Origin of the sequence: Pelomonas sp. Root405, assembly GCF_001425165.1 — a bacterium.
Lineage (GTDB): Bacteria > Pseudomonadota > Gammaproteobacteria > Burkholderiales > Burkholderiaceae_C > Pelomonas.
In genome coordinates this window covers 331996-357448 of the sequence record NZ_LMDU01000013.1, presented here as the reverse complement: position 1 = coordinate 357448, position 25453 = coordinate 331996, and the positions used below count along the sequence as shown (strand labels likewise).

Annotated in this window: 20 protein-coding genes; 18 read left to right on the top strand and 2 right to left on the bottom strand. The window is 67.0% G+C overall.

The window, feature by feature from the left end; genetic code table 11:
* Positions 1-161 precede the first annotated feature (161 nt).
* The 14 genes from ASC81_RS17605 (at position 162) to ASC81_RS17540 (ending at position 18193) form a co-directional block, all read left to right on the top strand.
* Complete coding sequence (locus ASC81_RS17605; protein WP_162245919.1) at positions 162-1331, top strand: DUF3370 family protein; 1170 nt, start codon at positions 162-164, stop codon at positions 1329-1331.
* 247 nt (positions 1332-1578) lie between these two features.
* The gene (locus ASC81_RS17600; RefSeq protein WP_056269707.1) at positions 1579-2676 is read left to right on the top strand and encodes an ester cyclase; all 1098 of its coding nucleotides are present in this window, start codon (positions 1579-1581) and stop codon (positions 2674-2676) included.
* Positions 2673-3782: an ester cyclase gene (locus tag ASC81_RS17595; RefSeq protein ID WP_056269706.1), complete on the top strand. Its 1110-nt coding sequence runs from the start codon at positions 2673-2675 to the stop codon at positions 3780-3782. The genes ASC81_RS17600 and ASC81_RS17595 overlap by 4 nt, the downstream gene beginning before the upstream one ends.
* Positions 3779-4492 carry a hypothetical protein gene (locus ASC81_RS17590; RefSeq protein ID WP_056269703.1) on the top strand — a complete coding sequence of 238 codons (714 nt, stop codon included), beginning with the start codon at positions 3779-3781 and terminating at the stop codon, positions 4490-4492. Before ASC81_RS17595 ends, ASC81_RS17590 begins: the two co-directional genes overlap by 4 nt.
* 33 nt (positions 4493-4525) lie before the next feature.
* Positions 4526-7297: a TonB-dependent receptor gene (locus tag ASC81_RS17585; protein ID WP_056269701.1), complete on the top strand. Its 2772-nt coding sequence runs from the start codon at positions 4526-4528 to the stop codon at positions 7295-7297.
* A gap of 74 nt (positions 7298-7371) precedes the next feature.
* Positions 7372-8847: an MFS transporter gene (locus ASC81_RS17580; RefSeq protein ID WP_162245918.1), complete on the top strand. Its 1476-nt coding sequence runs from the start codon at positions 7372-7374 to the stop codon at positions 8845-8847.
* 7 nt (positions 8848-8854) lie between these two features.
* A complete protein-coding gene (locus ASC81_RS17575; protein WP_056269697.1) occupies positions 8855-9922 on the top strand; it encodes an ester cyclase in 1068 nt (355 codons plus the stop codon).
* An 84-nt stretch (positions 9923-10006) separates the two neighbouring features.
* Entirely contained in the window at positions 10007-11326 is a 1320-nt protein-coding gene (gene hisD, locus ASC81_RS17570) for a histidinol dehydrogenase (RefSeq protein WP_056269694.1), read from the top strand.
* A gap of 22 nt (positions 11327-11348) precedes the next feature.
* A complete protein-coding gene (locus tag ASC81_RS17565; RefSeq protein WP_056270039.1) occupies positions 11349-12116 on the top strand; it encodes an SDR family NAD(P)-dependent oxidoreductase in 768 nt (255 codons plus the stop codon).
* Between the two features lie 38 nt (positions 12117-12154).
* Positions 12155-13183, top strand: coding sequence for a LacI family DNA-binding transcriptional regulator (locus ASC81_RS17560; protein ID WP_235533694.1), 1029 nt, complete (start codon positions 12155-12157; stop codon positions 13181-13183).
* Positions 13184-13221: 38 nt separating this feature from the next.
* Positions 13222-14349, top strand: a complete 1128-nt coding sequence (locus ASC81_RS17555) for a hypothetical protein (protein ID WP_056269688.1) — start codon at positions 13222-13224, stop codon at positions 14347-14349.
* Entirely contained in the window at positions 14346-15053 is a 708-nt protein-coding gene (locus ASC81_RS17550) for an alpha/beta fold hydrolase (RefSeq protein WP_156392209.1), read from the top strand. The genes ASC81_RS17555 and ASC81_RS17550 overlap by 4 nt, the downstream gene beginning before the upstream one ends.
* Positions 15050-15832 carry an HpcH/HpaI aldolase/citrate lyase family protein gene (locus ASC81_RS17545; RefSeq protein WP_056269683.1) on the top strand — a complete coding sequence of 261 codons (783 nt, stop codon included), beginning with the start codon at positions 15050-15052 and terminating at the stop codon, positions 15830-15832. The genes ASC81_RS17550 and ASC81_RS17545 overlap by 4 nt, the downstream gene beginning before the upstream one ends.
* A gap of 15 nt (positions 15833-15847) precedes the next feature.
* Positions 15848-18193 (top strand): hypothetical protein, encoded by a 2346-nt coding sequence (locus tag ASC81_RS17540; protein ID WP_156392207.1) that lies wholly within the window; start codon positions 15848-15850, stop codon positions 18191-18193.
* Positions 18194-18829: 636 nt separating this feature from the next.
* Here ASC81_RS17540 and ASC81_RS27925 read toward each other — a convergent pair.
* A complete protein-coding gene (locus ASC81_RS27925; protein ID WP_056269678.1) occupies positions 18830-19117 on the bottom strand; it encodes a hypothetical protein in 288 nt (95 codons plus the stop codon).
* A gap of 454 nt (positions 19118-19571) precedes the next feature.
* Here ASC81_RS27925 and ASC81_RS17530 point away from each other — a divergent pair, with 454 nt between their 5' ends.
* Both ASC81_RS17530 and ASC81_RS17525 read left to right on the top strand, forming a co-directional pair.
* Positions 19572-20357, top strand: coding sequence for an SDR family NAD(P)-dependent oxidoreductase (locus ASC81_RS17530; RefSeq protein ID WP_056270036.1), 786 nt, complete (start codon positions 19572-19574; stop codon positions 20355-20357).
* A 21-nt stretch (positions 20358-20378) separates the two neighbouring features.
* Positions 20379-20876, top strand: a complete 498-nt coding sequence (locus tag ASC81_RS17525; RefSeq protein ID WP_056269676.1) for a GyrI-like domain-containing protein — start codon at positions 20379-20381, stop codon at positions 20874-20876.
* A gap of 89 nt (positions 20877-20965) precedes the next feature.
* On the opposite strand, the gene ASC81_RS17520 is transcribed toward ASC81_RS17525, so the two are convergent.
* Positions 20966-23005 carry an alpha/beta hydrolase domain-containing protein gene (locus tag ASC81_RS17520; RefSeq protein ID WP_056269673.1) on the bottom strand — a complete coding sequence of 680 codons (2040 nt, stop codon included), beginning with the start codon at positions 23003-23005 and terminating at the stop codon, positions 20966-20968.
* A 563-nt stretch (positions 23006-23568) separates the two neighbouring features.
* Here ASC81_RS17520 and ASC81_RS17515 point away from each other — a divergent pair.
* Both ASC81_RS17515 and ASC81_RS17510 read left to right on the top strand, forming a co-directional pair.
* Complete coding sequence (locus tag ASC81_RS17515) at positions 23569-25023, top strand: RNB domain-containing ribonuclease (protein WP_056269669.1); 1455 nt, start codon at positions 23569-23571, stop codon at positions 25021-25023.
* Positions 25024-25120: 97 nt separating this feature from the next.
* Positions 25121-25366: a YkvA family protein gene (locus ASC81_RS17510; protein WP_056269667.1), complete on the top strand. Its 246-nt coding sequence runs from the start codon at positions 25121-25123 to the stop codon at positions 25364-25366.
* Positions 25367-25453 lie beyond the last annotated feature (87 nt).

Sequence of the window (25453 nt, the reverse complement as noted above, 5' to 3'; positions counted from 1 at the left end):
GCACGCCCCGATCTGGCGGACCACCGCCACATGGCCGCGCGCGGTGCTGGCGCTGAGACCGCTGGGCTGACGCCATGAGCCGCGCACGTGCGCCGCCCCGGAACGCCCTGGCAGCTGTACGTCATCCCGGTCATCAACGTCTTTGCCTCGTGAGTCCCACCATGAATGTCGTTCCACGCGCTTCTTCCCTGCTCCTTTTGCTGATCGCCGCGCCCGCCATGGCCCAGACCTGGCACTCGGGCCTGCTCGCCACCAACCAGAAGGTGGCCGACAACCTGCTGCATCCGCTGTCTATCGGCTATGGCGGCTATCCCATCTGGAAAAGCAATAACCCCGAGATCTTCCGCGGCACCGGCTGGCTCATGCAGGACGCCCGCGTGGACTCGACGCGGGGCGGCAGCGCCTATGCGCTGCCCGGCTGCCACAACGCCTACCTCTTCCACATCAACCAGAAGGGCTCGGCCGGCACGCTGCACCTGATCGCCACCAACCCCAACAACGCGACCATCACCGTCAGCGCCAAGGGCTCGATGTACACGAACGCGCAGAAGCCGCTGACGGGCCAGGGTACCGGCCAGAGCTTCTTCGTCGCCAAGGATTGGCTGAACGGCAGCTTCGGCACCAGCTTCAGCGGCCGCTCGGTCGGTGCCTTCCAGGGCACGGAGATCGCCAAGCTGGCGATGAACAACAACAACATGCTCGACGGGCGTTTTGAGGTTTGCGGCAGCCAGCCGATCTACCTCTACAGCGTCGTCACCAGCAGCGGCAGCACGCAGGACGCGATAAACGCCACCCAGGGCGGGTCGGCCGTCGGCGACATCAAGCCGGAGGGCAGCAATGCCTATGGGCGAGAAGCAGGTGTGTTCGACAAGAGCCTGGTGGCCGGCACCACCACGGTCGCGCTGCCTGCCGGCACCGGCCTGCACACGGCCTATGCGTTCAACACGGCGTCCAAGTTCAACGCCAACCTGCAGGACCAGACCCGCCCGGCCTTCTACCGCCTGGCTGACTCCACCAGCCGCAGCTACGGCAACTATGGCCACAAGTACGACGTGACCCTGCGTGTCACCAATGGCAACGCCCAGGCGCGGACGGTGCGGCTGTCCTTCGCCTCCAGCTTCACGGCCGCCACCGACACGCCGAGCTTCACCTTCAACAGCCCGGCGACGCTCAACGGCAATGCAGTGACGCTCTGGACGACACCGACCCAGCCGCGCCAGGTACTGGGCACCTACACCGTGCCGGCCAACGGCAGCACGGATCTGCGTCTCACCACCTTCATTGCAGGCCTGGGTACAGCGGGGCAGCAGCTTGTAGTTGAGGTGCTGTAGCGACCATCGCGCTACGCCGGGCAGGCCGGCGCCAGTGGCGGCATTGGCCGTGCATCCGGTGCGTGATCGTCGATTCCTATGCAAGTCGTTGCATACGAATGCATAGAAAATCTATATGAACCGTTGCACGCGCTGTCTGTCAAGTAAGCAGGTAGTAAAGCGCTTTAGCCCGCGCCACTGACGAACCAACCAACGGCTAGGGTTTTCCTTGTGCATACGCATGCAACAAAGCTTTTAGGATGAATCCATGACGCAGATCAAGTCCAGTCCAGCGCAGAGCGAGTTGCCCTTCACGCTGCCGCCGCGCCCACCGATCACGCGGATTCGCCAGGTCGATCCGATGAGCCTGCGCGCACACAAGCCGGCACGGCTGCAGCCGATGGCTGGCTTCGAGGACGGCTACGCCGACATCGTCGACTTCATCGTCCGCATCACCGAAGAGATTTGGGTGGACCGCGCCGTCGGTCGCATCTACGAGACGTACGACCACGCCTGCACCATCTACTCGCCTTACGGTGTGGTGCGCTCTGTGCAGGAGGTCGTGGCCTCCACAGTGATGACGCTCAACGGATTCCCTGACGGCGAGCTTCACCATGTCAACGTGGCCTGGGACGGCGATGAGGAGCAGGGCTTCTACACCTCGCATTTGGGCTACAGCCGCTCCACCAACCTGGGCGCGTCGAGCTGGGGGCCGCCCACGGGCAAGCGCATTGGCGTGCACTTTGTGGCCGACTGCGTGACCCGTGGCAATTTCGTCCACACCGAATGGCTGGTGCGCGACAACGGCGCCGCAGTCCGGCAGCTCGGCTTGGACGCGCACGAGGTGGCCCGCCGCATCGCGCAGAACAAGCCCGCCAGCCAGTTGGTGCATTCCAGCCCGACGCCGCTCTTGGGCCAGGCGCCGCGGCCGGCGCTGCAAGCCGCCGACAACGGCGTGGAGAGCTGGGCGCGCGTGATGTTCGACCAGCTCTGGAACCAGCGCCGTCTGGACCGCCTGGGCCAGTACTTCAGCACCGACTCCATCTGCCACGCCGGTGGCGGCCGGGTGGCGGCGGGTCTGCGCAATCAGCAGGCGCTGATGCTGCTGATCCTTGGCGCCGTGCCCGATGCCGTCATGCAGGTCGACAAGGTGACGTGGTCCGACGAGACCGACGGGGTCATCGTTGCCGTGCGCTGGCGCCTGGAAGGCAGCAGCCAGCCCGGCGCGCTGTTCGGCGACTGCCCCGCGAACAAGCCGGTGCTGCTCAACGGCATGAGCCACCTGCGCCTGAACGGCGCGCGCGTGGTCGAGCACTGGATGATTTTTGACGAGATCGGTGCCCTGGCCGGCATCTACCGCGCATGACCCACTCCGTTGCCTGGAACCAGCACCCGCAGGTGCGCTCGCCCGTCGGCCGGACCATCGGCGACCTGCTGCAGGTGCGCGAGCGCCAGCAGCCGCTGCAGGGCTTCGACGCCGTCTACAGCGACTTCGTCGACTACATCGTCCGCTGCACCCACCGCATCTGGGAAGAGAAGGACATCGGCCTGTGCCGCACGCACTACGGTGAAGACGTGGTCATGCACACCCTGGCCGGGCCAGCGCGGGGGCGCGAGGCCGTCGTGCAGGGCACGCTGGGCGCGCTGGCCGCCTACGCCGACCGCCAAGTGGTCGCCGAGGACGTGATCTGGAGCGAGGACGCACCGGCCACGTTCTATTCGTCGCACCGGATCACCAGCCGCTCGACGCTGGAGGGCCGGGACGCTCTGTACGGCAATGCCGTCCCTGGCGCCGCGCAGATGGCAACGACCGTGGCTGACTGCCTGGTGCGCGAGAACCTCATCGTCGAGGAATGGCTATTCCGCGACAACGCACGGGCCGCGCTGCAGATGGGCCATTCGCCGCGCGAGGTGGCCCAGGCCCAGGCCGAGGCCGACCGCGTGGGAGACGGCTCGCGCCACGCCTGGCGCCGCGAATGGATGCAGAAGGTGCGCGCCGCTGAACAGGCCTGGCCCGAGGCAGGCCATCCGGCCGAAAGCCCGATGCGCATGCTGCGCGCCGCCTGGGGCGACGACCTGTACGGCCAAGCTGCAGCGGGCGTGTCGCCCAGCATCGAGGTGCGCTGGCCGACCGGCCGGCGTGGCTGGGGGCGTGGCTATTTGATCGGCTGTTTGGTCCAGCTGCGCGCGCAGCTGCACGACTTCCACTTCAACATCGAGCATTGGGCCGCTCGACCGCTGCCCAACGACGAAGTGGCGGTCGCGCTGCGCTGGGCCGCCTGTGGGGTGCACGCCAGCCCGGGGGCATGGGGGCCTGCCAGCGGGCGGGACATCCTCGTCGCCGGTAGCAGCCACTATGTGCTGCGCGCGGGGCGCATCGTGCGCGACCAGACCGTTTTCGATGAACTGGCCGTGTTGCGCCAGGTGCTGGGCGGCCTGGGTACCGACGTTCCGGCGGAGGGCCAGCCATGAATGCCGTGACGAGCGCCACCACAAGTCTGCTGACCCAGCTCGACGGCCTACTGCGCGGCCTGCCGGGCAGCACGGTGCCGCTGGCCAACACCTTGAGCGTGCAGGCCTTGGGCGTCGAGACCTTTGGGCGCACCGATGCGCTGGACCTGTTCGCCCGCCACCCCTTGGTGCTGTCGCCCACGCCCCATGTGCTGGCTGCGCCCGGCGCGCTGATGGTGCTGGACGTGACGCCCGAGGGGCGAGCCATCGGCGTGTTCGCCGATGTGGCCGATGGCGTGCTGACACGGCTGTGGGTGGTCGGCGCGACGGCGGACGACGCCATGGCCGAGCCGGGTGTGCCGGTGGCCAGCGACGACTTCCTGAGCCAGGACCGCAGCGACTGTGCCGGCGACCCGCAAGACCATCCCCATCTGGGCGCCCGTGCCTGGCCCCAGGTACAGGCCGGCGCGGCGGCAGCGCTGCAGTCACTGCCTTCGATGGGCGAGCCGGCCGCCGCCAGCAGCAGCCGCGCGGTCGTCGTGCGCGCCTTCAGCAGCGAAGACTCGTTTGCCGCGCTGTACACGCTGCGCGTCCTGCAACCCGGCGTGCCGCGGCAGGCCCATCGCCGCTGGGCGCTGGTGGCCGGCCGCATCGGCGCCGATGGCAGCTTGCTGCACCGCCGTCTCGCCGTCTCCGATCCCTGGCCCGTGCCTGCGCCGGTCCTGTTCTGACCCTTCAAACCCCACTCGTAAAGCGAGGAAGTCATGCTGCGTTCAATCCACCGCCTGCCCACGCTGCGCCCGACCGCGCTGGCTGCCTTTGCGCTGACCACGATGGCCTTGCCCGCGGGCGCGCAGACCGCGGCGCCGCCTGCGGCACCCGCAAGTGCGCCGGCCTCGGCCAAGCAGGGCGAGGCCTCGGTCGCGCTTGACACGGTGGTCGTCACCGTGCAGCGTCGCGCCGAGACCCTGCAGTCGGTGCCTCTGTCGGTCTCGGCCCTGTCCGGCGAGCAGATCAAGAACGCCGCGGTGAACTCGCCGGAGCGCCTGGAACAGCTGGTACCTGGCCTGCGCATGGGCCGGTCCGGCTCCGATGTGCGGCCAGCCATGCGGGGCACCTACACCGAGAACGTGTCGGCCACGAGCGACCCGCGCTTCGGCATCTATGTCGACGACATCTACCAGTCGCGCACCAGCCAGGTCCCGCCCATCATCGACCTTGCACGCGTCGAGGTGCAGAAGGGCCCGCAGGGCACGCTCTACGGCCGCAACAGCTTCGGCGGCAACCTGGTCTTTCACTCGGCGCTGCCTACTGACGAGCTCGAAGGCGGCATCGATCTGGGCGTCGGCAACTTCCTCGGTCACCGCGCCGAGGGCTTCGTCAACGTGCCGATTGCCGACGGCATCGCCGTGCGCTTTGCCGCGCTGTCGGAGCGCACCAAGGGCTATGTCAAGAACATCGGCAGCGGCAACGACATCGGCGGCGAGTCTCAGAAATTCATCCGCGGCACGCTGCGCATCGCGCCGCCGTCGATTCCTGCCCTTGAGGTCCTGCTGCGCGCCAGCTATCAAGACCTTGGCGGCGAGGGCCAGGCCGGCTTCGGGCAGAAGTACAAAGGCACGCTGGTCGATGCCAGCCTGATCCGTGCGCCCGGTCAGCCGCTGACCTACAACGGCATCACCTACCAGCTGCCCAACGGCTTCAATGGCAACAGCTTCACCGGCACGCCGCTGCTGGTCGACTCCCGTTTTCGTGACGGCATCCCCGACATTAACGGCGCCGACATTGGCATTCCGACGCTGGACGACCCCTACACGGTCAACTACGCGGGCGACATCTTCCGAAACGGCTCGCAGAAGAACCTGGGCGCGACCATCACCTACGACGCTGGCGCGGTGCGGCTGCGCTCGATCACCAGCTTTGCCGACTTCGACCTCATCCGCACTGGCGGCAGCCTGACGCCGGTGCTGCTGAACTACTCGTACCAGGAGACGCTGGCCAAGACCTATACGCAGGAGTTCCAGCTGCTGTCGAAGGACGACAAGCCGGACGCGCTGCGCTGGATCGTCGGCGCCTATTTCTTCGACGACAAGGCCAGCGACCGCAGCGTCACCAATGTCAACCGCGCCTACGTCACCGCCACCGCGCCTGCCGGCGACAAGTATTTCCCGTTCGGCTTCACGCTGCTGCCTTCGGGCGCGGGCCTGGACCAGCGCACGGGCTTCGACAGCTTCGGCGCCTTCCAGAACAAGACCCGCTCCACGGCCGCCTACGGCCAGCTGTCGTACACGCTCTGGGACCAGCTCACGCTCACCGGCGGGCTGCGCCACACCCGCGACGAGAAGGAGGTGCTGTCCTCGCGCTTCAACGCCAGCCCCACCGGGCCGGGCGCCTACTTCGTGCACAACGTCGACGACCCGGTCAACTACAGCTGCGGCGGCTTCGTGCCGGCCAACGCTGCGTCGGTGTCGCAGTCGACCACGGCGGTGGCCCAGGCCTACAACTTCGTCTGCGCCGGCAACGTCTACAGCTACACCAACTACCGCGTGGCGGCCGACTACAAGTTCAACGCCGACCACATGGTCTACAGCAGCTACTCGACGGGCACGCACGCCGGCGGCTTCAACTCCGGTGCTGTAGCCATCGGTGGCGTCCCGACGCTGCTGCCCTTTGCGCCCGAGAAGGTCAAAGCCTTCGAGGTGGGCTCCAAGAACACGCTGCTGGACCGCAAGCTCACGCTCAATGTCGCGGCGTACGTCAACGACTACACCGACCTGCACGCCCAGACCTCGATCCCCAACCCCAACGCACCACAGACCTCCGTGATCGCCCTGGTGCAGAACGTCGGCAAGGACCGCGCCTACGGCGTGGACCTCGAAGCGACCTATCGCCCCACGCGTGACCTGCGTCTGTCATTGGCCTACAACTACCTGAATGCCAAGCAGCTCGACTACGGCGTCAACACCTTCAATTTTGGCGGCGCGGCGGGCTTTTGCGGCATCACGCCGGACTGCGTGCCGGGCAGCGGCGAGGCGAACACGGTGCAGGGCACGCCCTTCCCGAATGCACGGACCGACCCGAACCGCTTCGTGCCGGTCGTCGATGCCAACGGCAACCAGGTGGTCTCGGGCGGCGTGCCGCAGTACCGCTACGTCCTGGCCGGCAAGGGCCGTGACGGTACCAAGTACACGGCACAGCGCGCCTTCTCGCCCAAGCACACCGTGCAGCTCGGCCTGGCCTACACCCTGCCGCTCGGCGCCCTAGGCACGCTGACTCCCGAGGTGCAGACCTACTACAACTCCGGCTACATCCTCACCGACCTGACACCGGGCTACGGCGACAACAAGGCCTTCACCAAAACCGACCTGCGGCTGACCTACCGCAGCCTCGACGGCGACTACACCTTCCAGCTCTACGTCAACAACGTCGAGAACGAGGCCACCATCTCGCGGGCCGTCTACGGCAACCACCGCTCGATGCTGGTGAGCTACGCGCCGCCGCGCAGCTACGGCGCGCGCCTGGCGGTGCGCTTCTGATCGGCCGCGAACCGGCCGTCACTTGCCCAGCTACGCCCATGACGAGCGCCATTGCCCCGCCGATCACCTGGCGCATGAAATATGCGTACGGGATCGGCAGCACCGCCGAGTCCATCGTCATCACGACGACCAGCATGTTCCTCATGCTGTTCTACAACCAGGTGCGTGGGCTCGACCCGGCCATGATCGGCATCGCGCTGGCCATCGGCCTGGCCGTCAATGCGGTGTTCGATCCGCTCGTCGGCTCCTGGTCGGACCGCACGCGCAGCCGCTGGGGGCGCCGGCATCCCTTCATGTTTGCGTCGATGCTGCCGGCCGCGTTCCTGTTCTATGCGCTGTTCAATCCGCCGGACTCGCTGGGCAGCACCGGCCAGCTGGTGTGGCTGACGGTGTTCAACGTGCTGCTGCTGCAGGCCATGACGGTGTTCCACACGCCCCACCTGGCACTGGGCAGCGAGATGAGCGAGGACTACCTCGAGCGCACCAGCATCATGAACGTGAACACGTTCTTCCTGTGGATAGGCGACACGACGGGCTGGCTGCTGTGCTTCCTGGTGTTCTTTCGCGCAACGGCCGAGTTTCCCAACGGCGCGCTCGACCCCAGCCGCTGGCCGGTGTTCTCCGTGACTATCGCCTGCATTGTGCTGGTGTGCCTGTTCTTCTCCAGCCAGGTCACCAAGCGACGCATTCCCTACCTGCTGCAACCGGCCGCTGCCACGCCCGGCTTCAGCGCGGGCGAATGGGCGCGGGACATCTGGCGCGTACTGCGCAACCGCAATTACGTCGTGCTGCTCATCGGCTTCTTTTTCCTGTCGCTGATGACGGGCGTGCGCGGCGGGCTGTGGATCTACAACGCCACCTACTTCTGGCAGCTCAGCAACGACAAGCTGGCCTTCTTCGCCGTCGGCAGCCTGTTCGGCTATCTGTTCGCGGCCTTTTGCGTCAAGCGGCTGCACGCGCGTTTCGACAAGCGCTGGACGGGCATGCTCGCGCTGCTGGTCTATTGCATCGGCCCGGCCATCCCAATGGCGCTGGGCTACTTCGGCATCCTGTCGGCCCAGACGCCGGGGCTGCTGTGGATCCTGATCGCGTTCTCACTGCTGCAGCACGCGCCCTACAGCATCATGACGACGACCGTGTACTCAGCGCTGGCCGACATCGCCGACGAGTGTGAGCTGAAGTACGGTTTGCGGCAGGAAGGCACGCTGTACGCCACGCGCACCTTCTTTGCGCGGGTCGACCAGGCGCTCGGCACGGCGCTGGCCGGCTGGGTGCTGGCCGTCATCGCCTTCCCGGCCAAGGCCACGCCCGGCCAGGTGCCCGAGCCGGTGCTGACCGGCCTGGCGCTGGCGTTCATGCTGTCCGTCGTCCCGGGCGTCGTGGCCAGCGTGTTCTACGGGATGCTCAAGGTCACCCGCGCCACGCACGACGCAACGCGTGAAGCCATCGACGCCCGCAAGCGGGTCGAAGTAGCTGCCGATATCTCTGCCGACACCGGCGCAAATGCTCTCACCGGCCCACGCCCCCCTGCTGCCAACTTAGCGAGCTGAGCCTGCCATGACCACCACCGATTTCGCCGCCAACAAGCGCCGCCTTGCCGAGTTCCTGAACCAGCTCTCCGAAGCGAACGGCACCGGCATCGATACCGTCCTGGAAGCACACTGTGCGCCCGACACCGTCTGGCGCGTCTTCCACCCCTTCAACGACCTGCAGGGCAATGCCGAGGCGGCCGCCAAGCTGTGGGCGCCGCTGCGCGAAGCCTTCCCTGACTGGGAGGCGCGCATGGCCTTCTTCATCGCCGGTCAGTACGAAGGCCGCGACGTCGTCAGCAGCTGGGGCGTGCTGATGGGCAACCTGGCCAAGCCGTGGCTGGGCATTGCGCCGACGCATGGCCTGTGTGCACTGCGATTCGGGATCAACGCAGTGTTCCGCGAGGGGCGCATCGTCAAGGTTTATGTGCTGCTGGACATCATCGACCTGATGCGCCAAGCCGGCCTGTACCCGCTGCGCCGCATGCCCGGCTCGGCCGAGGCCTGGGCCTTCCCGCCCTGCGACAGCGGGGCCAGCGCCAGCAGCGTGGACGCCGAACTGGGCGCGGTCACGCTAACGGCAGTGCGCGAAATGCAGATGGGCCTGGCCAAGGGCGACGACCTCAAGAACCTGGCCGGCACGCGCAGCAAGCACAGCCCGCACTGGCACAAGGACATGATGTGGTACGGCCCTGCCGGCATCGGCAGCAGCCGTGGGCAGAAGGGATTCCTGGACTTTCACGGCGCACTATTCATCCAGGCCTTCCCCGACCGCGAGGGCATCGTGCGCGATCACTCGGGCCCCGAGGACGCGCATGGCCACTACATCCGAGCTGGCGACGGCCACTTCGCCGTCACGGCTGGCTGGCCATCGCTCTATGGCACGCATCTGGGCGGCCAGTGGCTCGGTCTGCCGCCTTCCGGACGCCGCGTTGAGATGCGCGTGGCCGACTGGTACCGCACCGACCGTCACGGCAAGATCATCGACAACTGGGTCATGATCGATGTGCTGCACATCCTTCAGCAGATGGGCTTGGATGTCCTCGACGACCTCCGCTACATCGTCGACCCCAGCTTGAATCGGTGGCCGGGATGAAGTGTCGCCGCCTCGCGCCCTCCCTGTCCGCCGCCGCGTCGATGCACGCGACCGCCAACCCGTCTTTGCACTAAGGAGTTCTCCATGATCCGCTACCTCAAGCGCGGCGCCAGCGCCACCGCATTGGCCGAGGCCGATGCGAAGGTCCGCGCCACCGTCGAAGGCATCCTGAAGGATGTCGAAGCCCATGGCGACGCTGCTGTGCGCCGCTACTCGCAGCAATTCGACCAGTGGGACCCGGCCGACTTCACGCTGTCGCAGGCCGCCATCGAAGCCGCCGTCAAGCAGCTCAGCCCGCGTGAGCTGGAGGACATCCGCTTCGCGCAGACGCAGGTGCGCAACTTCGCGCAGATCCAGCGCGACTCGATGAAGGACGTCGAGGTCGAGACCCTGCCCGGCGTGGTGCTCGGCCACAAGCACATCCCCGTCAACGCGGTGGGCTGCTATGTACCCGGCGGCAAGTACCCGCTCATCGCTTCGGCCCACATGAGTGTGCTGACGGCCAAGGTGGCCGGCGTGAAGCGCATCGTCGCCACGGCGCCGCCCTACCAGGGCGAGCCGCACCCGGCCATCGTCGCAGCGATGCACTTTGCCGGCGCTGACCAAATCCTAGTGCTTGGTGGCGTGCAGGCCGTTGCAGCCATGGCCATCGGCACCGAGAGCGTCAAGGCCGTCGACATGTTGGTTGGCCCCGGCAACATGTACGTCGCCGAGGCCAAGCGGCAGCTGTTCGGCCGGGTCGGCATCGACCTCTTTGCGGGGCCGACCGAGACGCTGGTCATCGCCGACGACTCCGTGGACGGCGAGATCTGCGCCGTGGACCTGCTGGGCCAGGCCGAGCACGGCCCGACCACGCCCGCGGTGCTGTTGACCACCAGCGAAAAGCTGGCCCGCGACACCATCGCCCAGGTGGAGCGCCAGCTCGAACGCCTGCCCACCGCCGGCATCGCGCGGCAGGCCTGGGCCGTGCACGGCGAAGTCATCGTGTGCGACACCGACGAGGAGATGCTGGCCGAGGCAGACCGCATCGCCAGTGAGCATGTGCAAGTCATGACGCGCGACCCTGACTGGTTCCTGCAGCGCATGACCAACTTTGGCGCGTTGTTCCTGGGCCCACGCACCAACGTCAGCTTCGGCGACAAGGTCATCGGCACTAACCACACCCTGCCCACCAACAAGGCCGCGCGCTACACCGGCGGCCTGTGGGTCGGCAAGTTCATGAAGACCTGCACCTACCAGCGCGTGACGACCGACGCTGCCAGCGCGGCAATAGGCGCCGTGTGCTCGCGCCTGTGCCACATGGAGAACTTCGCCGGGCACGGCGAGCAGGCCAACATCCGCGTGCGCCGCTACGGCCAGCAGCCCGACCTGGCATGGTACGAGCCCGTTGCCGCTGCAGGTTGACTAGCGCTCGAACCAGGCCATGATGATCAAGCTGCCCCGTATCCCCAGCTTGCGCCTGGACGGCCGACGCGCCCTGGTCACGGGCGCCGGCCGCGGGCTGGGCTTGGCCTGTGCCGCGGCGCTGGCCGAAGCCGGCGCTGAGGTGTGGCTGGCCGCCCGCGGCAGTGCCGAAGTGGAGGCCGCCGCGCAGGCCCTGCGTGCGCGCGGCGACCGCGCCCATGCGCTGGTGCTGGACGTGACCGACGTCGCAGCCACCGCACGCGCCGTGGCCGAGCACGGCCCCTTCCAGGTGCTGGTCAACAACGCCGGCACCAACCGCCCCAAGCCCTTCGAGCAGGTGAGGGAGGACGACGTGGACGCCTTGCTTGCGCTGAACACCAAGGCGGCATTCTTCGTGGCTCGTGCCGTGGCCATGGGGCTCAAGAAGGCCGGCTTGCCCGGCAGCATCATCCAGATGTCGTCGCAGATGGGCCACGTGGGTGGCGTCGACCGCAGCATCTACTGCATGACCAAGCACGCGCTGGAAGGCATGAGCAAGGCCATGGCGCTGGAGTTGGGCCCCTTTGGCGTGCGCGTCAACACGGTCTGCCCGACCTTCATCGAGACGCCCATGACCCACGACTGGCTGGCCACGCCAGCCTTCCGGGAGCTGGTGCTGGCCAAGATCCCGATGGGCCGAGTTGGCCGGGTCGAAGACGTCATGGGAGCGGTGCTTTTCCTGGCCGGGGACGCCGCCGCATTGGTGACCGGTTCCGCCCTGATGGTCGATGGTGGCTGGACCGCGTCATGATGATGGCCCCCAGACCGCCCCGCCGCCCGGTGTCCTCCGTGAGCAAGAACAGCGTTACTTCCATCGACGTCGCCCGCCTCGCCGAGGTGTCCCAGTCCGCCGTCAGCCGTACCTTCACGCCCGGCGCCAGCGTCGCGCCCGAGACACGCGCCCGTGTGCTGGAGGCCGCGCGCAAGCTAGGTTACCGGCCCAACGCCATCGCCAGCACGCTGAGCACGCGGCGCAGCCGCATGATCGCCGTGGTGCTGTCCAACCTGCAGAACCAGTTCTACCCGGTCGTCATCGAGACGCTGTCGCAGCGTCTGCAGAAGGACGGTTATCACGTCCTGCTCTTTATCACCGAAACCGAGGACGCCGATGAGCTGCTGCTGGAGCTGATGCGCTACCAGGTCGACGGCATCGTCATGGCGTCCACCCACCTGTCTTCGGGCCTGGCGCAGCAGATGGAGGATGCGCGGGTGCCGGTGGTGATGTTCAACCGCACCGCCAGCAAGGGCAGCATCAGCACGGTCAGTTCTGACAACTTCGGCGGCGGCAAGGCCGTGGCGCACTTCCTTGCCGATGGTGGCCACCAGCGCGTCGCCTACCTGGCCGGCGCCGAAGATTCCTCCACCAACCAGGACCGCGAAGCCGGCCTGCGCGCCGGGCTGTCGGAGCGCGGCCTACGGGTGGTGGCGCGGGCGGTCGGCAACTACGAGTTCGACCGCGCAGCCCAGGCCACGCACGAGCTGTTCGACGGCCTCATTAACAGCGCAGAGCGGCCCGATGCGCTGTTCGTGGCCAGCGACCATATGGCATTCGCCGCCATCGACACCCTGCGCACGCTCGGCCTGCGCGTGCCCGAGGACGTGTCGGTCGTCGGCTTCGACAACGTGCCCCAGGCCGCCTGGGGCGCCTACGGCCTGACCACCATTGAACAAAGCGCTGTGCCCATGATCGAGGCGACGGTGCGCATGCTTCTGCAGCAACTCGAGGACGACGCCGTCACCCGCGATCACGTCGTGGTGCCTACGCGCCTGGTGGTGCGCACCTCGGCCCGGCTCGCGCCTCCCCAATCACCCCCCTGAGCCCTGGTCCATCCACGGGGCTCGATCGAGCTGTACCCATGATCCTGACCGCCTCCGAAGTCGCGCGCCGGCACATCCGCCGCGCGCAATACGTCTCTTGCGACGAAGCCTTCGTCGACGTGCGCCTTCCCGGCAGCACGCCCAAGGAGAACTACTCTATCGTCGGGCCCGGCGTGACACAGAACCCCACTCAGGTCGTCAATCTGCGTGAGGCGCATGGCTTCAACATCGGCGCGGCTGGCATGGGCCCGGGCATCACCAACAGCTTGCATCTGCACTTCACCGCGGAGGTCTTCATCGCGTGTGAGGGCACATTCAGGCTCCGCTGGGGCGCTGATGGCCTGGAGGGCGAGGCGGTGCTGGAGGAGGGCGACATCATCTGCATGCCCACCTGGATGTTCCGCGGCTTCTCCAACTCCGGCAGCCGGCACGGCTTCTTGATGACGGTACTTGGCGGTGATGACACCGGCGGCATCATCTGGAGCCCCGACGTGCTGAAGCGAGCGCGCAGCACCGGCCTGTATCTGGGGCGGGACAACCAGCTCATCGACGTGCCGCCCGGCAGCGCGCCGCCAGCGCCGGAGACCTTGCTTCCGCTCATGCCTGACGACGAGGTGGCTGCCTTGCGGCGCTGGTCCGAGGGGGAGCTGATGCAGCGCTGCGTGCGGCCGGCCGATCGGGACTTTCGCCCAGCCACGCTCGACACCGCGCTGCCCGGCCATGGCTGGCAGATCGCCCCGGTCATCGGCTGGGGCATCAGCCAGCACCGTGAGCACCGTCCCGCCGTCACCGACCTGCAGGGCTTCTCCGTCGAATGGATAAAGGTGCCGGCAGGGCAGCGCACCGCGTCGTTTGAGCTGGACCAGACCGCCGTGCTCATCCACGCGGACGGATCACTCGCTGTGAGCTTCAATGACGGCAGTGACGCCGTACATACCGAGCTCGGGCCTTGGGACACCTTGTCTATGCCGGCCGGCAGCCGCCGGCAGTTCATCAACAGCGGCACGCAGGACGCGCACGCACTACTGGTCGTGACCGGCGACGCGCCCAAGCGCCCGATGTTCGACGCCGCCGTGCACACCGCAGCGGCACTGGCCGACCTGGCCCTGGACGCCGGCGGCCGGCTGGCGCGCAAGAGCCTGCTGCCGCCCGCGATGTCGGTGTGACGCCAGCGCCGTTGATCGCGCTGCCGGGCACCTTGCTGGACAGCCGCAGCCTGGCCTTGATGCTGTCCGGTCTCAGCGCGAAGACGCTGGTGCTTGGCGAGGCCGATGGGCTCGATGACGAAGCCGACCGTCTGGCCGCGCAAGCTCACGCGCCCGCCATCTGGGTCGGTCATTCGCTGGGCGGCATCGTGGCGCTGCACCTGGCGCGGCGCCACCCGGGTCGCGTCGCCGCGCTGGTTCTGCTGGCGTCCAACGCTAGGGCAGGGCGCGACACCCCGGAGGCGCGCCGCGCCGCGCATTGGGAGCTGGCGCAACGCCACGGGCTCGCGCGGCTTGCGCGCGATGAACTGGCACCGGCCTACGGGCTGGTTCCTGGCGACGCGATGGTCGCATCGCTGGCTGAACAGGCTGAATGTGTCGGGCTGGCGCGGTTTCGTCGCCAGTTGAGCTATGCGCGCGAACGCCCCGGCCTGCTGGCGCCACCGCACTGGCTGACCTGCCCAGTGCTGGCGCTCAGCGGTGAACGCGACGGCCTGTGCCCACCCGGGCACAGCTGTGAATTGATTGCTCTGGTGCAACCGCCAGCATGCGGCGAGCACCACATGCTGGCCGATGCGGGCCACCTGTTCCCGATGCAGCAGGCGCCGTTGGCAGCGCTGGTGCTGCATCGCTTCCTCACCTCACTCGGACAAGGCGTCATATGAAGAGCAATCGACTGCTCGAGATCTTTCGCAGCAGCCAGGCCGCCGTGGCGGGGTGGATGAGCTTGGATTCAGCCTACGCCGCGGAGCTGGTGGGCTGCAGCGGCTTCGATGCGGTGGTGGTTGACTGCCAGCACGGCATGGCGGGCCACGCGCAGATGGTGGCCATGCTGCAGGCGCTGTCGCACACGCCGGCCGTGCCGCTCGTGCGTGTCAGCCAGAACAACCTGGCGGAGATCAACCGGGCGCTGGACGCCGGCGCCTGGGGCGTGATCTGCCCGCTGGTGAATACAGCGGTCGAAGCGCTGGCATTCGGCCGTGCCTGCCGCTATCCGCTCGACGGTGTCGAAGGCGACCGCTCGTTCGGTCCGGCTCGAGGCCTGCTGGTGGGCGGCGCCGACTACCCGCAGCATGCCAACGCCAACGTGCTGGCGCTGGCGATGATCGAAACGCGCGCCGGTCTCGACGCCGTGGAGGCCATCGCGGCAGTGCCGCAGATCGACGGCCTGTTTATCGGCCCCAGCGACCTGGGTATTGCTCTAGGGCTTGGCCCCGGTGCGAGTCATGAGCACCCCATGCTGGCCGATGCCATCCGGCGCATTCAGGCCGCCTGCAGGACGGTGGACAAGGTGGCTGGCATCTGGTGTGGCAGCGCCGAAATGGCCCGCGCCATGCAGGCTCAGGGCCTGCAGCTGGTGGCGCCCGGCCATGACGCCATCTGGCTCAAGGCCGAGATCGCGCGCCGCCTGGCGGTGCTGCGTGCACCTGCCGCGGCGAGCTGACCCTGCCGAGGCACCATGCGACTCTTCAACACATTTGTCTGCGCCTTGCTGCGTCGCGTGGCCCTGCTCGCGATGCTGGTCAGCGCCAGCGTGCAGTCGCATGCCGCGCTCGCCGTGCCGGCCGATCGCTGGCTGGAGATGGACCTTTACTGGTTCGATCCCGCCGACGTGGACGCCTCCGCGGACCGGTTCTGGGCCCGCTATGCGCCGCTGTACCGCGGCGTGTCCGGCCATCGCGGCGTCGTGCTGAGCGTCGGCCTGACTGCGAACTTCATCCTCAGCTACAGCGGCGACCCGGCCCAGCAGATCTGGCTGCCCAGAACCAGCGGGCAGGAGCTCGGCCACTCGCTGCGCGGGCAACTCGACGGTGACACCGCGCAAAGGCAACGCGCCTGGCGTGAACGCTTTACCGCGGCGAAGCGGGCTGCGCATTCGGTCAGTTATGGTCGCTGGACCTATGCCGACCTGCGCCGGTTGACCGACGCGATGCGCGAGCGAGCACGGCGAGAGGGCATCAGCGATTTCAGGATGGCCGCGTTTGTGGTCGGGCAAGACGGTGCCTACGGCGACCCAATGCCGTTCGCCCGACGCCACCCCGAGGCCTTCACGGGCTGGGGCGAGGTGGCGCCCGGCGCGCTCGCTTCCAGCAGCCACTTCGATCCCGTCAACGCTCTGCGGGCCGATTCCCAGCCGCTGGGCGGGCTGCCGCAAGGCATTCCGGAAGGATTCCCGGTCCACGCCCTGTTTGCGGCGCAGTGGGGCGCCGTGTCGAAAGCCTGCGGTCTGGACGGCCTCATGCTGCGCGATTCCTTCAGCTTTCCGCGCGCCTATACACGCTACGGTCCCTGGGGCCAGTACGTGCCCGACAACGCAACGGCCGAGCGGAACACCGCGGGGCTTGCCGCGCTGCTGCGGGGCGTCAAGCAGGCCAACCCGCGCACGTTGACCATGATGTATTCGACCGCTGCGACCGCGACGGCGGATTGGCGCGGCAACGGCATCGATCTGGAGAGGATCGCCCGCGATGGCCATCTCGACATCTTCGTGGACCAGACCTGGGCCGGCGCCTGGGGCGAGGTCGGCGTGCGTGAGCAGACATTCTGGAACGCGCCGCTGCTCGGCTGGACCTACCAGCTCGGCACACTGTTGATGCACGCGGCCGTGCTCGCCGACACACGGGTGCGCCATTACCCTTTGATCGAAACCTTCGACGCATGGGAGAGCTGGAACACCATCCACACCGCGCCGGAGCGGTTGCGCTGGGCGATCTGGGCCTACTCGCATGCCGGGGTGAAGACGCCGCAGGGTCTGCGCATGCCGGCCGGGGCATACATTTCCTGGGGACACCATGGCGAGGAACTGCTGAGCGACCAGGATGTCGGTTTTCTTAGCGGAGAGCTGGATGCAGCAGCATGGGATGCGGCGCAAACCGTCGACATCGCGGGGCCGACCTTGGTCTATTCGCGCGATGCTGCGGCCGCGCAGATGTCACGCCTTGCGCCAGGGTTCGATCCCCGCGACCGGCTCGATGAACAGGTGGGCACGATCATCAAGTGGCCGCTGCCGGTGCTGTCGGTGACCCGCGCGGAGTGGCTGTCGCAGGTGCGGTCGGATCTGCTGCTTTTCGGCGCCACGAACGACCTACCGCCCGCCCAGCTCGACGTCATCAAGCGCATGGCCGGCCAGGGGCAGGCGATGGCCTTCTTCGGCGCCGTGGCCAGCGGAACGCATTCGGCGTTGTCCGGCCTGCTGGGTGTTTCAAGCGTGCCGCATCGGCCGAACGTGCAGGACCGCATGCTGCGCGCCGTGCCCGGTGCGGCCTGGCCGGCCGTGGCCAACGCGGGCGCCTTCAATGCGCCCCCGCCCGCGACGCAGGTGAGGGCGCCGGCGGGCTCGGTGGTCTACAGCTTCGGAAACGCCGCCGGGCTGGTGCTCGACCAAGGCGGCCAACGCAACCTCGCCTTGTGGGACCCGGTCCCCTTCTTCGACTACTGGTACCGGCCGTTGAAGGACTTGCTCAACGGCGACGCGACGCCCTATGCAGTGGTTGCCGCGACGCTCAACCAGCAGTTGGGCAAGGCGGGTGCTTTCAGAGCGGTGGACTCTGACGTGGCGCACTCTGGCACGGTCTCGGCGTGGGTCCGCGAGGACGGGAAAGTGCGCTTGCTGGTCGGCAATCTGGAAGAGGGTTTGCGCGACGATGCCGACCGCAGCCGGCGCATGACGCTGAGCTTCCCGCGGTCATGGCACGGCTGTCGTTGGCAGTCGGCCGGTGGCATACCACCCCCCGCTGCGGGTGCCAATCAGGCTCGCATCGACTTGCCGCCGCAGGGCAGTGCGCTGTTTCTGTGTGATCGTTGAACGCGGTCGGGGCCGCCCTGGCCTGCGCCGATGCGGTTCGGACGGGTTAAGTTAGGCTAAGTTCTGCACGGGAGGCCCGCAATGTGCCCAAAGCCGGAGTCCGCGACCAGGGGAGTGAATATCAATCTTGCAGCGGTTGCTGTCATCGGCGGTCAGCCGTCGAGTTGACGATGCCTGGTGAAGCGGTCCCCGGCAGCCCTGGCCGTTTGGCCTGAACGACCGGTGTCGCGGGTGATGCGGTGGTCCAGTCTGGCTGATCCTGGCTACGGCGATCGACGCGCGCCGAAATGTCTGCTGCTTGAAGCGTTAGGACGGCGATTTCGACCGGAAGAGACATCCGCTTTCCTGAGTTGGCTGCCGCAAGGCGCTCGTTCAAGCCCGGCCAGAGGCACTAGAAGTCGAGGTTGCAGCAGAGGGCAGATCGGTTGGCAGCCGCCCGCGGCGAATCCAGCTCCTGGCGCAAACAGTACTCAAGCGCGTGCATCGAGGCATTCACTCTCCTATGGTTGGTCGGTACGGAATTCTCAAAGCCTGGTGGGCTTCTTTGGCACCTGCACGTTGGACAGCTGATGTCTTGGCAACGTCTTCTTCGTCGGGGCCATGAATGTGCGGTTTGCTAAAACTCGGATGCGCGCCCTAGCCAGCCCTGGCCGCCTCTGCCGCAGCATGAGCGGCATGTGCCGCTCGGTACACGGAGGCGTGCAGACTGCCCAGCTTGGGCGACTGTCCCAGCGGCGCATTCGGCGGGACGGCAAAGAAGTCCTCGCGCCAAGGCAAGGCCACAGCCTGGCCGACGTTGAACTTCGTGTCGAAGCTCAAGCCTGCGGCCTTGAACGCGGCTGGTGCGCCTTGCTTTGTGATGGCGAACTCGCCGATGTGCAGGCGATTGAGCTGCTGCGATGTCCCATAGGGTGTTAGCGTCAATCAGTGTGGTCAGGTGGTCAGCACAACTGGAGGTCAGAAGCCGGCCTTACAGCGTTGGTCTATCTGGCGCGGTGGGCGGCTGCTATAGGCGACCGGTCTCGAGCTCACTGCGACATACGGCTTGACTGGCTGCGACGCGCCCGACCAGCTGGCGGCCGAGTGTCAGCTGTTCAAGGCTTGGCCTAGCGCTTCCGACTCGATCCCTTGAAGCTCTGAATCTCAAAAGCCGACTGACCGCTCAGCACGCTTCGCGGCGCTTCTGCGCGAGTCCTTGGTCGTGGGATTGGTTGTGACTCAGTGGTTGCTCTGGCAGTTCCAAGCAGCCGCGGGAGCAATCGCTCCACCCGCAGCGCCTGGAGCACCGGCAGCGAGCAGCACCGGCTGGGTTTTTCGCTTGGGCGTGTCGAAACCGATGACCGTCGCTCGTCATAGGGTGTACGCACGGAGGAAATCGATGTTGCTCAAGGACAAGGTGGCTGTGGTGTATGGCGGCAGTGGCGCGGTGGGCGGCGCAGTAGCGAGGGCCTACGCCCGGGAAGGGGCAAGGGTGTTTCTCGCCGCGCGCAATCGCACCGCACTTGAAAAGGTCGCCGCAGAGATTGCGGCGGCCGGAGGACGGGCGGAGGTGACGATCGTCGATGCGACGAGCCCCGTGTCCATCCATGCCCATCTCGATGCCGTGGTTGCCGCCGCAGGCCCGGTCCGGCTCATGTTCAACGGGGTCTCATGGGCGGACACGCAAGGCTCGTCCATGGCAGACATGGGCTTCGCTGCCATGTTCGAACCGATCCGGCTGTCGATGATCAGCTGGTATCACACAGGAATCATCATGGCCCGCCACATGGGGCAACACGGCGGTGGGGCCATCGTCGGCATCACCGCAAACGTGGCCCGCTGGCCGTCACCCGCGATCGGTGGCTTTGGCATCGCTTGCGCAGCAGTCGAGCACTTTCTGCGCCAACTGGGCATGGAGCACGGTCCATCGGGCGTTCGGGTGTGCTGGGTGCGCTCGCCTGGGTCTCCCGATGCCCCGGGCGTACGCGACATCTGGCAGAAGCACGCAGAAGAAGGCGGCATCAGCTTCGAGGACCTGCATCGGGACTACGCCAAGACGACGCCGCTGCGCCGAATCGCCCATCTTGCGCAGGTCGCAGATGCGGCTGTGCTGTTGTCGAGCGACTTGGCTTCCGCAATGACCGCGACGGTCGCCAACGCCACGGGTGGTAGTCAGATCGACTGATTGCATAGAAAAGGAGAAACCATGCTGACCTTGCCGAAAATCATTGCGCGACCGGCCCAGGCGTATGCCTATGTGCGCTTCACAGTCCGCATGGACGAGATGATGAAGCCCGCCGACGAGGGGTTTCCGCTCGTCTTTGAGACCCTTGCCGAGCAAGGCATCAAACCGATCGGAGCGCCTTTCTACAACTATCGCCGCATCAACATGGCTGAGACGCTGGACGTGGAGGCCGGGATCGCCATCGAGCGGCCCGGTTCAGCGACGGAGCATGTGAAGTTCGCGACGCTGCCGGCGGGGCGGTTTGTCACGCTGCGTTGGCACGGACACCCTGACAAGCTCGAGGCGGTGACCGCCATGCTGATCGGTTGGGTTCGGCTGACCGAGCAGCCGCTCGACGTCGAAGAGCGAGCGGATGGCGATCACTTCGCCTGTCGGCTCGAGCTTTACGAAACCGATCCCGCCGAGCAGCCCGATATGGCGCAGTGGGTGACCGAACTCGCTTTCAAGCTCAGGCAATAGTCGGCTCGAGGTCCCCGTCGTCCGGTCGCTTCCAACAGCAGGCCAGCGCCTGGCGTGCCAACTGCCTCGGACGCGGGGATCAGGCGTTGTCAGTCGCTGCGGCTTGGCCAATGAACCCGTAGCCCGGCAACCCGATCCCAGTAGGTTCGCATGCTGTCGCGGGCCCACTCACGATCCTGCGGAAGCAGGAAGCCGGCAGCGACTTGATCCTCGATCGCGCGGCCGACGGCTGCCATGTAGCCTTCGAGACCCACGTACCGCTCGGCCACCGAGAGACGTGGATCTTTGCTGCGCCTGCCGCTCGCAGGCGTCGCCGGGAAAGGGATGAATGCCCCTCTCAGCCCAGATAGGAAGCCGAACGTGAGCAGCGCCGGATCCTGCGGGTTCCAGGCCGTGTAGGTGCCCAGCGGGACCGACTGCGCCAGGCCTCGCCAGGATCCGAGTTCATTGCCGTCCCGGTCCACCCGCGGAACTAACAGTGGGTAGCGCAGACCGAGCTGTGGGGGCTCGGTGATGATGCCGTGCGAACGGTACTCGCGGCCGAAATCGAGTTGATACCGTGGCGGCGGCCCGGCTGGAACGACGACGCTAGGGATGGCCGGAAAGTTGAGCTTGTCCGGCGAGACCAGCGTCGACCCCAAACGCGGGCGGTACGACGGCGGTGGTTCGGCGCGCCCGGCAACCCACTTGTCCAGGCCGACCAGCAAGGCGGGCAGCGCAAGCGCCAGATCGTCGTTGTCGTTGTATGGGAGTGGCGCGCGGTCACGCCTCTCCAGGAACAGGGTGGAAGGCTGAGGGCTGTGCGCAGTGCCTGCGAAGGCATAGGTTCGCGTGCCGTCAGCTTCGGGTACTTCCTGGGTTCCATCCGTGGTGGTGTGTAGCAGCGAGCCTGCCCTCGCCCAGTACTCGGTGGAATTGAGCACATGGAAGATGCGCGGCTGAACGCCGTCGCCAAGCGCGCGGTCCAGCAACCCTTGCGGCGGGCCGCGGTCCCCGATGTCCGGCGTCGGCATGTCGGCGAACGGGTACAGATCGACAGCACGCAGATGGCTTCGAACCGAGTTTCCGGCCTCGCTGGGCAGCGCATAGCGGTGGTTGAAGGACCCACGGCCCCCACCGCTGGCCGTGTCGAGTACGCCGTCGAACACGCGCCGTCCCCGCACGTCGGCGTTGAATCCCCGGTAAAGGAAGTCACGAAGGAAGCGCGCGCCTTGCGAGTAGCCGTAGCCGATCAGCCGACGCGCGTACGCTGGGCGGCTGTTCAGCGAGCTGGCGGTGTCGTTGTGCTTCAGGTGCGAGGCGAAGTCACGCACGGCCGCTTCACCCAGCCCCATCACCTTGGATGGCCCGGCCGTGAAGACGATGGTGACAAGCGACGGCCCATCGACCGGCGTCGACAGAAGGAAGGCACACCGATCCTCGGCCACGCGACCGTCGGCTTGCCGTCTCGCAAATCGCCATGCCTCCCGGGGAACGACCTGCCCCGGATCTTCCAGGCTCCGGTGAATGCGGAGTACGGCGGCGGCCTCACCGGTTTCGAGCGCACAGATGGCACCCTCACCGAAAGCGCCACTATCCAGGCTGGCGCCACCGAAGCCCAGCAAGGCCGTCGCCCGGAACGGCCCCGTCACGGGTGCGGACGGCACGTCTAGACCGAATTCTTCTGTTTTGAGGTCGCCCTGCCAGCCGGCCCACGCAAAGGTGTAGCCCAGGTCGAACAAGGTCGAACGAGAAACTTCGCGCGTCTCGTTCTTCCTGAGGGCGAAGGCGTCCGCTTGGAACAAGAGCCCGTTCGATTGATCTCGGCCGCGGTTGGCCACTTCCAAGATCGTGGTCCCATTCGCCCGCGCCGCGTCACGAGGGCGCAGCAGCAGGAACGGCCCCTGAAACTCGACCTTCCCTCTGCTATTGAGTGGCGCAAGGCGAATGTCGGCAATGTCGCGTGATGACGCGGCGGTGGGGTCGACCTCGTAGCGGACAGTGCCCGACAGCAGCTCGTACTCGCCGGCGCCGAAGGCGCGACCCTGTATCCAAGGGCGCTGTTCCGCCACCTCAACGGCTACGACCTCGGCCGAGGCCGGGGCGGCGATACACGCAACGATGCAAGCTGCAGCAAGACGGCCAAGCATCAGGTATACCTCCCGCAGCGGGCAGCGCGCCACCGCGAGGACGGCGGCGGCGCCCAGCTGCTAGCCTTCACACTGCAGATCAGCGCGGCGCTGTCGCCGCGCCGGCTCGGTGAAATGTCGAACGCAGACCAGATGCGTGGCACCAGGGCCTGTGCCTCGACGGGGGCATGGGTATTCATCGCTTGATCCAGGGGTTTGACCTTGGCCCCAATGTCGCACCAGTTCCATCGCGTTCTCAAAGCCATCTTTTGAGGATGTGGACGAACCGTGCAGTCGGCGTGGCTGTGTGTTCACTGACCGGCCGGCGACTGACCCTGCGCTGATAGGGAAGCTCTTCTCTGCCGATCAAGCGTCGGATTTCGCTCCAAGGGGGCGTTGGCCGGAGCTAACGTTGATCTTGCGAACTTCTGTTGCCGGCTTTCGGGCCGCGACTTTGCAGCCCCAATCGGGTGATGAGCGTGTTCAAGGCTTCAAGCGTCATAGCTTCCGATGTGGCCCCCACCGCTACAGTCAATAACGCCACAGCGATCTAGCCTCTCGCCCTCCTGCCTCGACTGCTCTGAATGACCGACGACGACCTCCACCGCCTTGCCGAGGACGCTTTGCGCGAGCGTGGGTTTCTTCCGCGCTTTTCCCCTGGCGCGCTCGCCGAGGCGCAAGACCGCCGCCGCACCGGCCCGTTGCGCCCGGGTGATGCTCGCGACCTCCGGCAGCTCGCGTGGTTCTCGATCGACAACGATGACACGCGCGACCTGGATCAGCTCAGCGTGGCCGAGCCGCTGCGGGGCGGCGCCACTCGTCTGCTTGTCGCGGTCGCCGACGTCGAGGCCTTCGTGCCTGTGGGCAGCGCGCTCGACGAGCATGCCGCGGTCAACACCACCTCGGTCTATACGGCTGCAGGCGTCTACCCGATGCTCCCCGAGACGCTGTCCACCGACCTGAGTTCGCTCCACGAGGGTGAGGAACGCTTGGCTGTCGTGGTTGACCTGCGTGTCGAGGCCGACGGTGCGGTATCTGGGGCTTCGCTGTACGCAGCCATCGTCGTCAACCACGCGAAGCTGGCCTATGACGCGGTTAGCGCCTGGTTGGCCGACGAGTCGTTGCCGCTGCCGCGGCTTGACGAAGTGCCGCGACTGGCGGAGCAGCTTCGCCTGCACGACGCGCTGGCGGCACGGCTGGCACGCAGGCGCCACGAGCATGGGGCCCTGAACATGACAACCGCGTCGGCGCGGCCCGTCTTCGCCGGAGGCCGGTTGGTCGACCTGCGGGCCGACGAGAAGAACCGTGCGAAGGACCTGATCGCTGAACTCATGATTGCGGCGAACAGCGCCACTGCCAGGTTTCTGGACCAGCACGGCTTTCCGTCGCTGCGCCGCTTCCTGCGGGCACCGCAGCGTTGGGACCGCATCGAGGCGCTCGCCGCGTTGCACGGCGGCCGCCTGCCGGACGAGCCGGATGCCGCTGCGCTCGACCGTTTTCTTTCCCGGAGCCGCCAGGCCGATCCTGCTGGCTTCGCCGACCTGTCGCTGGCGGTCGTCAAACTGCTCGGCGCGGGCGAATACCTGGCCGCCGGGCCGACGAGGCCAGGACAGGGCCATTTCGGCCTCGCCGTCCACGACTACGCGCACACCACAGCGCCCAATCGCCGCTTTCCCGACTTGGTCATGCAGCGACTCGTCAAGGCGGCCCTCGCGGGCAAGCCGCCGCCTTACACGGTCGAGGCGCTCGACGGCATTGCGCGGCACTGCACCGAGCAGCAAGGCCGGGCCAATGCGGTTGAGCGCCAGGTGCTCAAGGCAGCTGCCGCCTTCCTGCTCGACCAACGCATTGGCGAGGTCTTCGACGCCGTGGTGACGGGCGTCGCGTCCAAGGGCACCTTTGTGCGCCTGCGCCAGCCACTCGTCGAAGGTCGGGTCATGCGGGGCTTCGAAGGTCTCGACGTGGGCGACACGACGCGCGTGCGGTTGGTCGCTGTCGACCCCCACCAGGGCCACATCGACTTTGAAGGGGTCGCCTGAGCTGCGGATGTAACGTCTTTGGCGTGCCCTTGTGGCGGACAGAACAAGAACCATCTACCGGGCGCGGCATTGGTCGCCGTTCACTGGAGGCTCCGCCATGTTCAAACGCCTGACCCTGCTCTGGACCGTCGCGAGAGGCGATGCTCAGCGGCTCTGGATCGCCTTGCGCCATCCCGCCGCACCGACGTGGCTCAAGGTCGGCACCGCGCTCATCGTGCTCTACGTGCTGTCGCCTATCGACCTGCTTCCCGACGTCATTCCTGTGCTGGGATGGATGGACGACGTTGTGCTGGTGCCAATGGCGATCCGCTTCCTGCTGAACCGGCTGGAGAAACGTGCGTGACTGGCGTGCTTGCCGCGGTCGAGGCAAAGGACCGTAGGCGGCATCAACCAGCGTGACAAGTTCCAATCTCCGCACAAACCGGCACCA

Excerpts from the sequence above, each read along its gene's own strand:
- ASC81_RS17585 (WP_056269701.1), top strand. The coding sequence starts at position 4,526 with ATGCTGCGTTCAATCCACCGCCTGCCCACGCTGCGCCCGACCGCGCTG.
- ASC81_RS17575 (WP_056269697.1), top strand. The coding sequence starts at position 8,855 with ATGACCACCACCGATTTCGCCGCCAACAAGCGCCGCCTTGCCGAGTTC.
- ASC81_RS17525 (WP_056269676.1), top strand. The coding sequence starts at position 20,379 with ATGCTGACCTTGCCGAAAATCATTGCGCGACCGGCCCAGGCGTATGCC.
- ASC81_RS17555 (WP_056269688.1), top strand. The coding sequence starts at position 13,222 with ATGATCCTGACCGCCTCCGAAGTCGCGCGCCGGCACATCCGCCGCGCG.
- ASC81_RS17590 (WP_056269703.1), top strand. The coding sequence starts at position 3,779 with ATGAATGCCGTGACGAGCGCCACCACAAGTCTGCTGACCCAGCTCGAC.
- ASC81_RS17545 (WP_056269683.1), top strand. The coding sequence starts at position 15,050 with ATGAAGAGCAATCGACTGCTCGAGATCTTTCGCAGCAGCCAGGCCGCC.
- ASC81_RS17600 (WP_056269707.1), top strand. The coding sequence starts at position 1,579 with ATGACGCAGATCAAGTCCAGTCCAGCGCAGAGCGAGTTGCCCTTCACG.
- ASC81_RS17580 (WP_162245918.1), top strand. The coding sequence starts at position 7,372 with ATGAAATATGCGTACGGGATCGGCAGCACCGCCGAGTCCATCGTCATC.
- ASC81_RS17515 (WP_056269669.1), top strand. The coding sequence starts at position 23,569 with ATGACCGACGACGACCTCCACCGCCTTGCCGAGGACGCTTTGCGCGAG.
- ASC81_RS17565 (WP_056270039.1), top strand. The coding sequence starts at position 11,349 with ATGATCAAGCTGCCCCGTATCCCCAGCTTGCGCCTGGACGGCCGACGC.
- hisD (WP_056269694.1), top strand. The coding sequence starts at position 10,007 with ATGATCCGCTACCTCAAGCGCGGCGCCAGCGCCACCGCATTGGCCGAG.
- ASC81_RS17510 (WP_056269667.1), top strand. The coding sequence starts at position 25,121 with ATGTTCAAACGCCTGACCCTGCTCTGGACCGTCGCGAGAGGCGATGCT.
- ASC81_RS17540 (WP_156392207.1), top strand. The coding sequence starts at position 15,848 with ATGCGACTCTTCAACACATTTGTCTGCGCCTTGCTGCGTCGCGTGGCC.
- ASC81_RS17595 (WP_056269706.1), top strand. The coding sequence starts at position 2,673 with ATGACCCACTCCGTTGCCTGGAACCAGCACCCGCAGGTGCGCTCGCCC.
- ASC81_RS17605 (WP_162245919.1), top strand. The coding sequence starts at position 162 with ATGAATGTCGTTCCACGCGCTTCTTCCCTGCTCCTTTTGCTGATCGCC.
- ASC81_RS17520 (WP_056269673.1), bottom strand. The coding sequence starts at position 23,005 with ATGCTTGGCCGTCTTGCTGCAGCTTGCATCGTTGCGTGTATCGCCGCC.
- ASC81_RS17530 (WP_056270036.1), top strand. The coding sequence starts at position 19,572 with ATGTTGCTCAAGGACAAGGTGGCTGTGGTGTATGGCGGCAGTGGCGCG.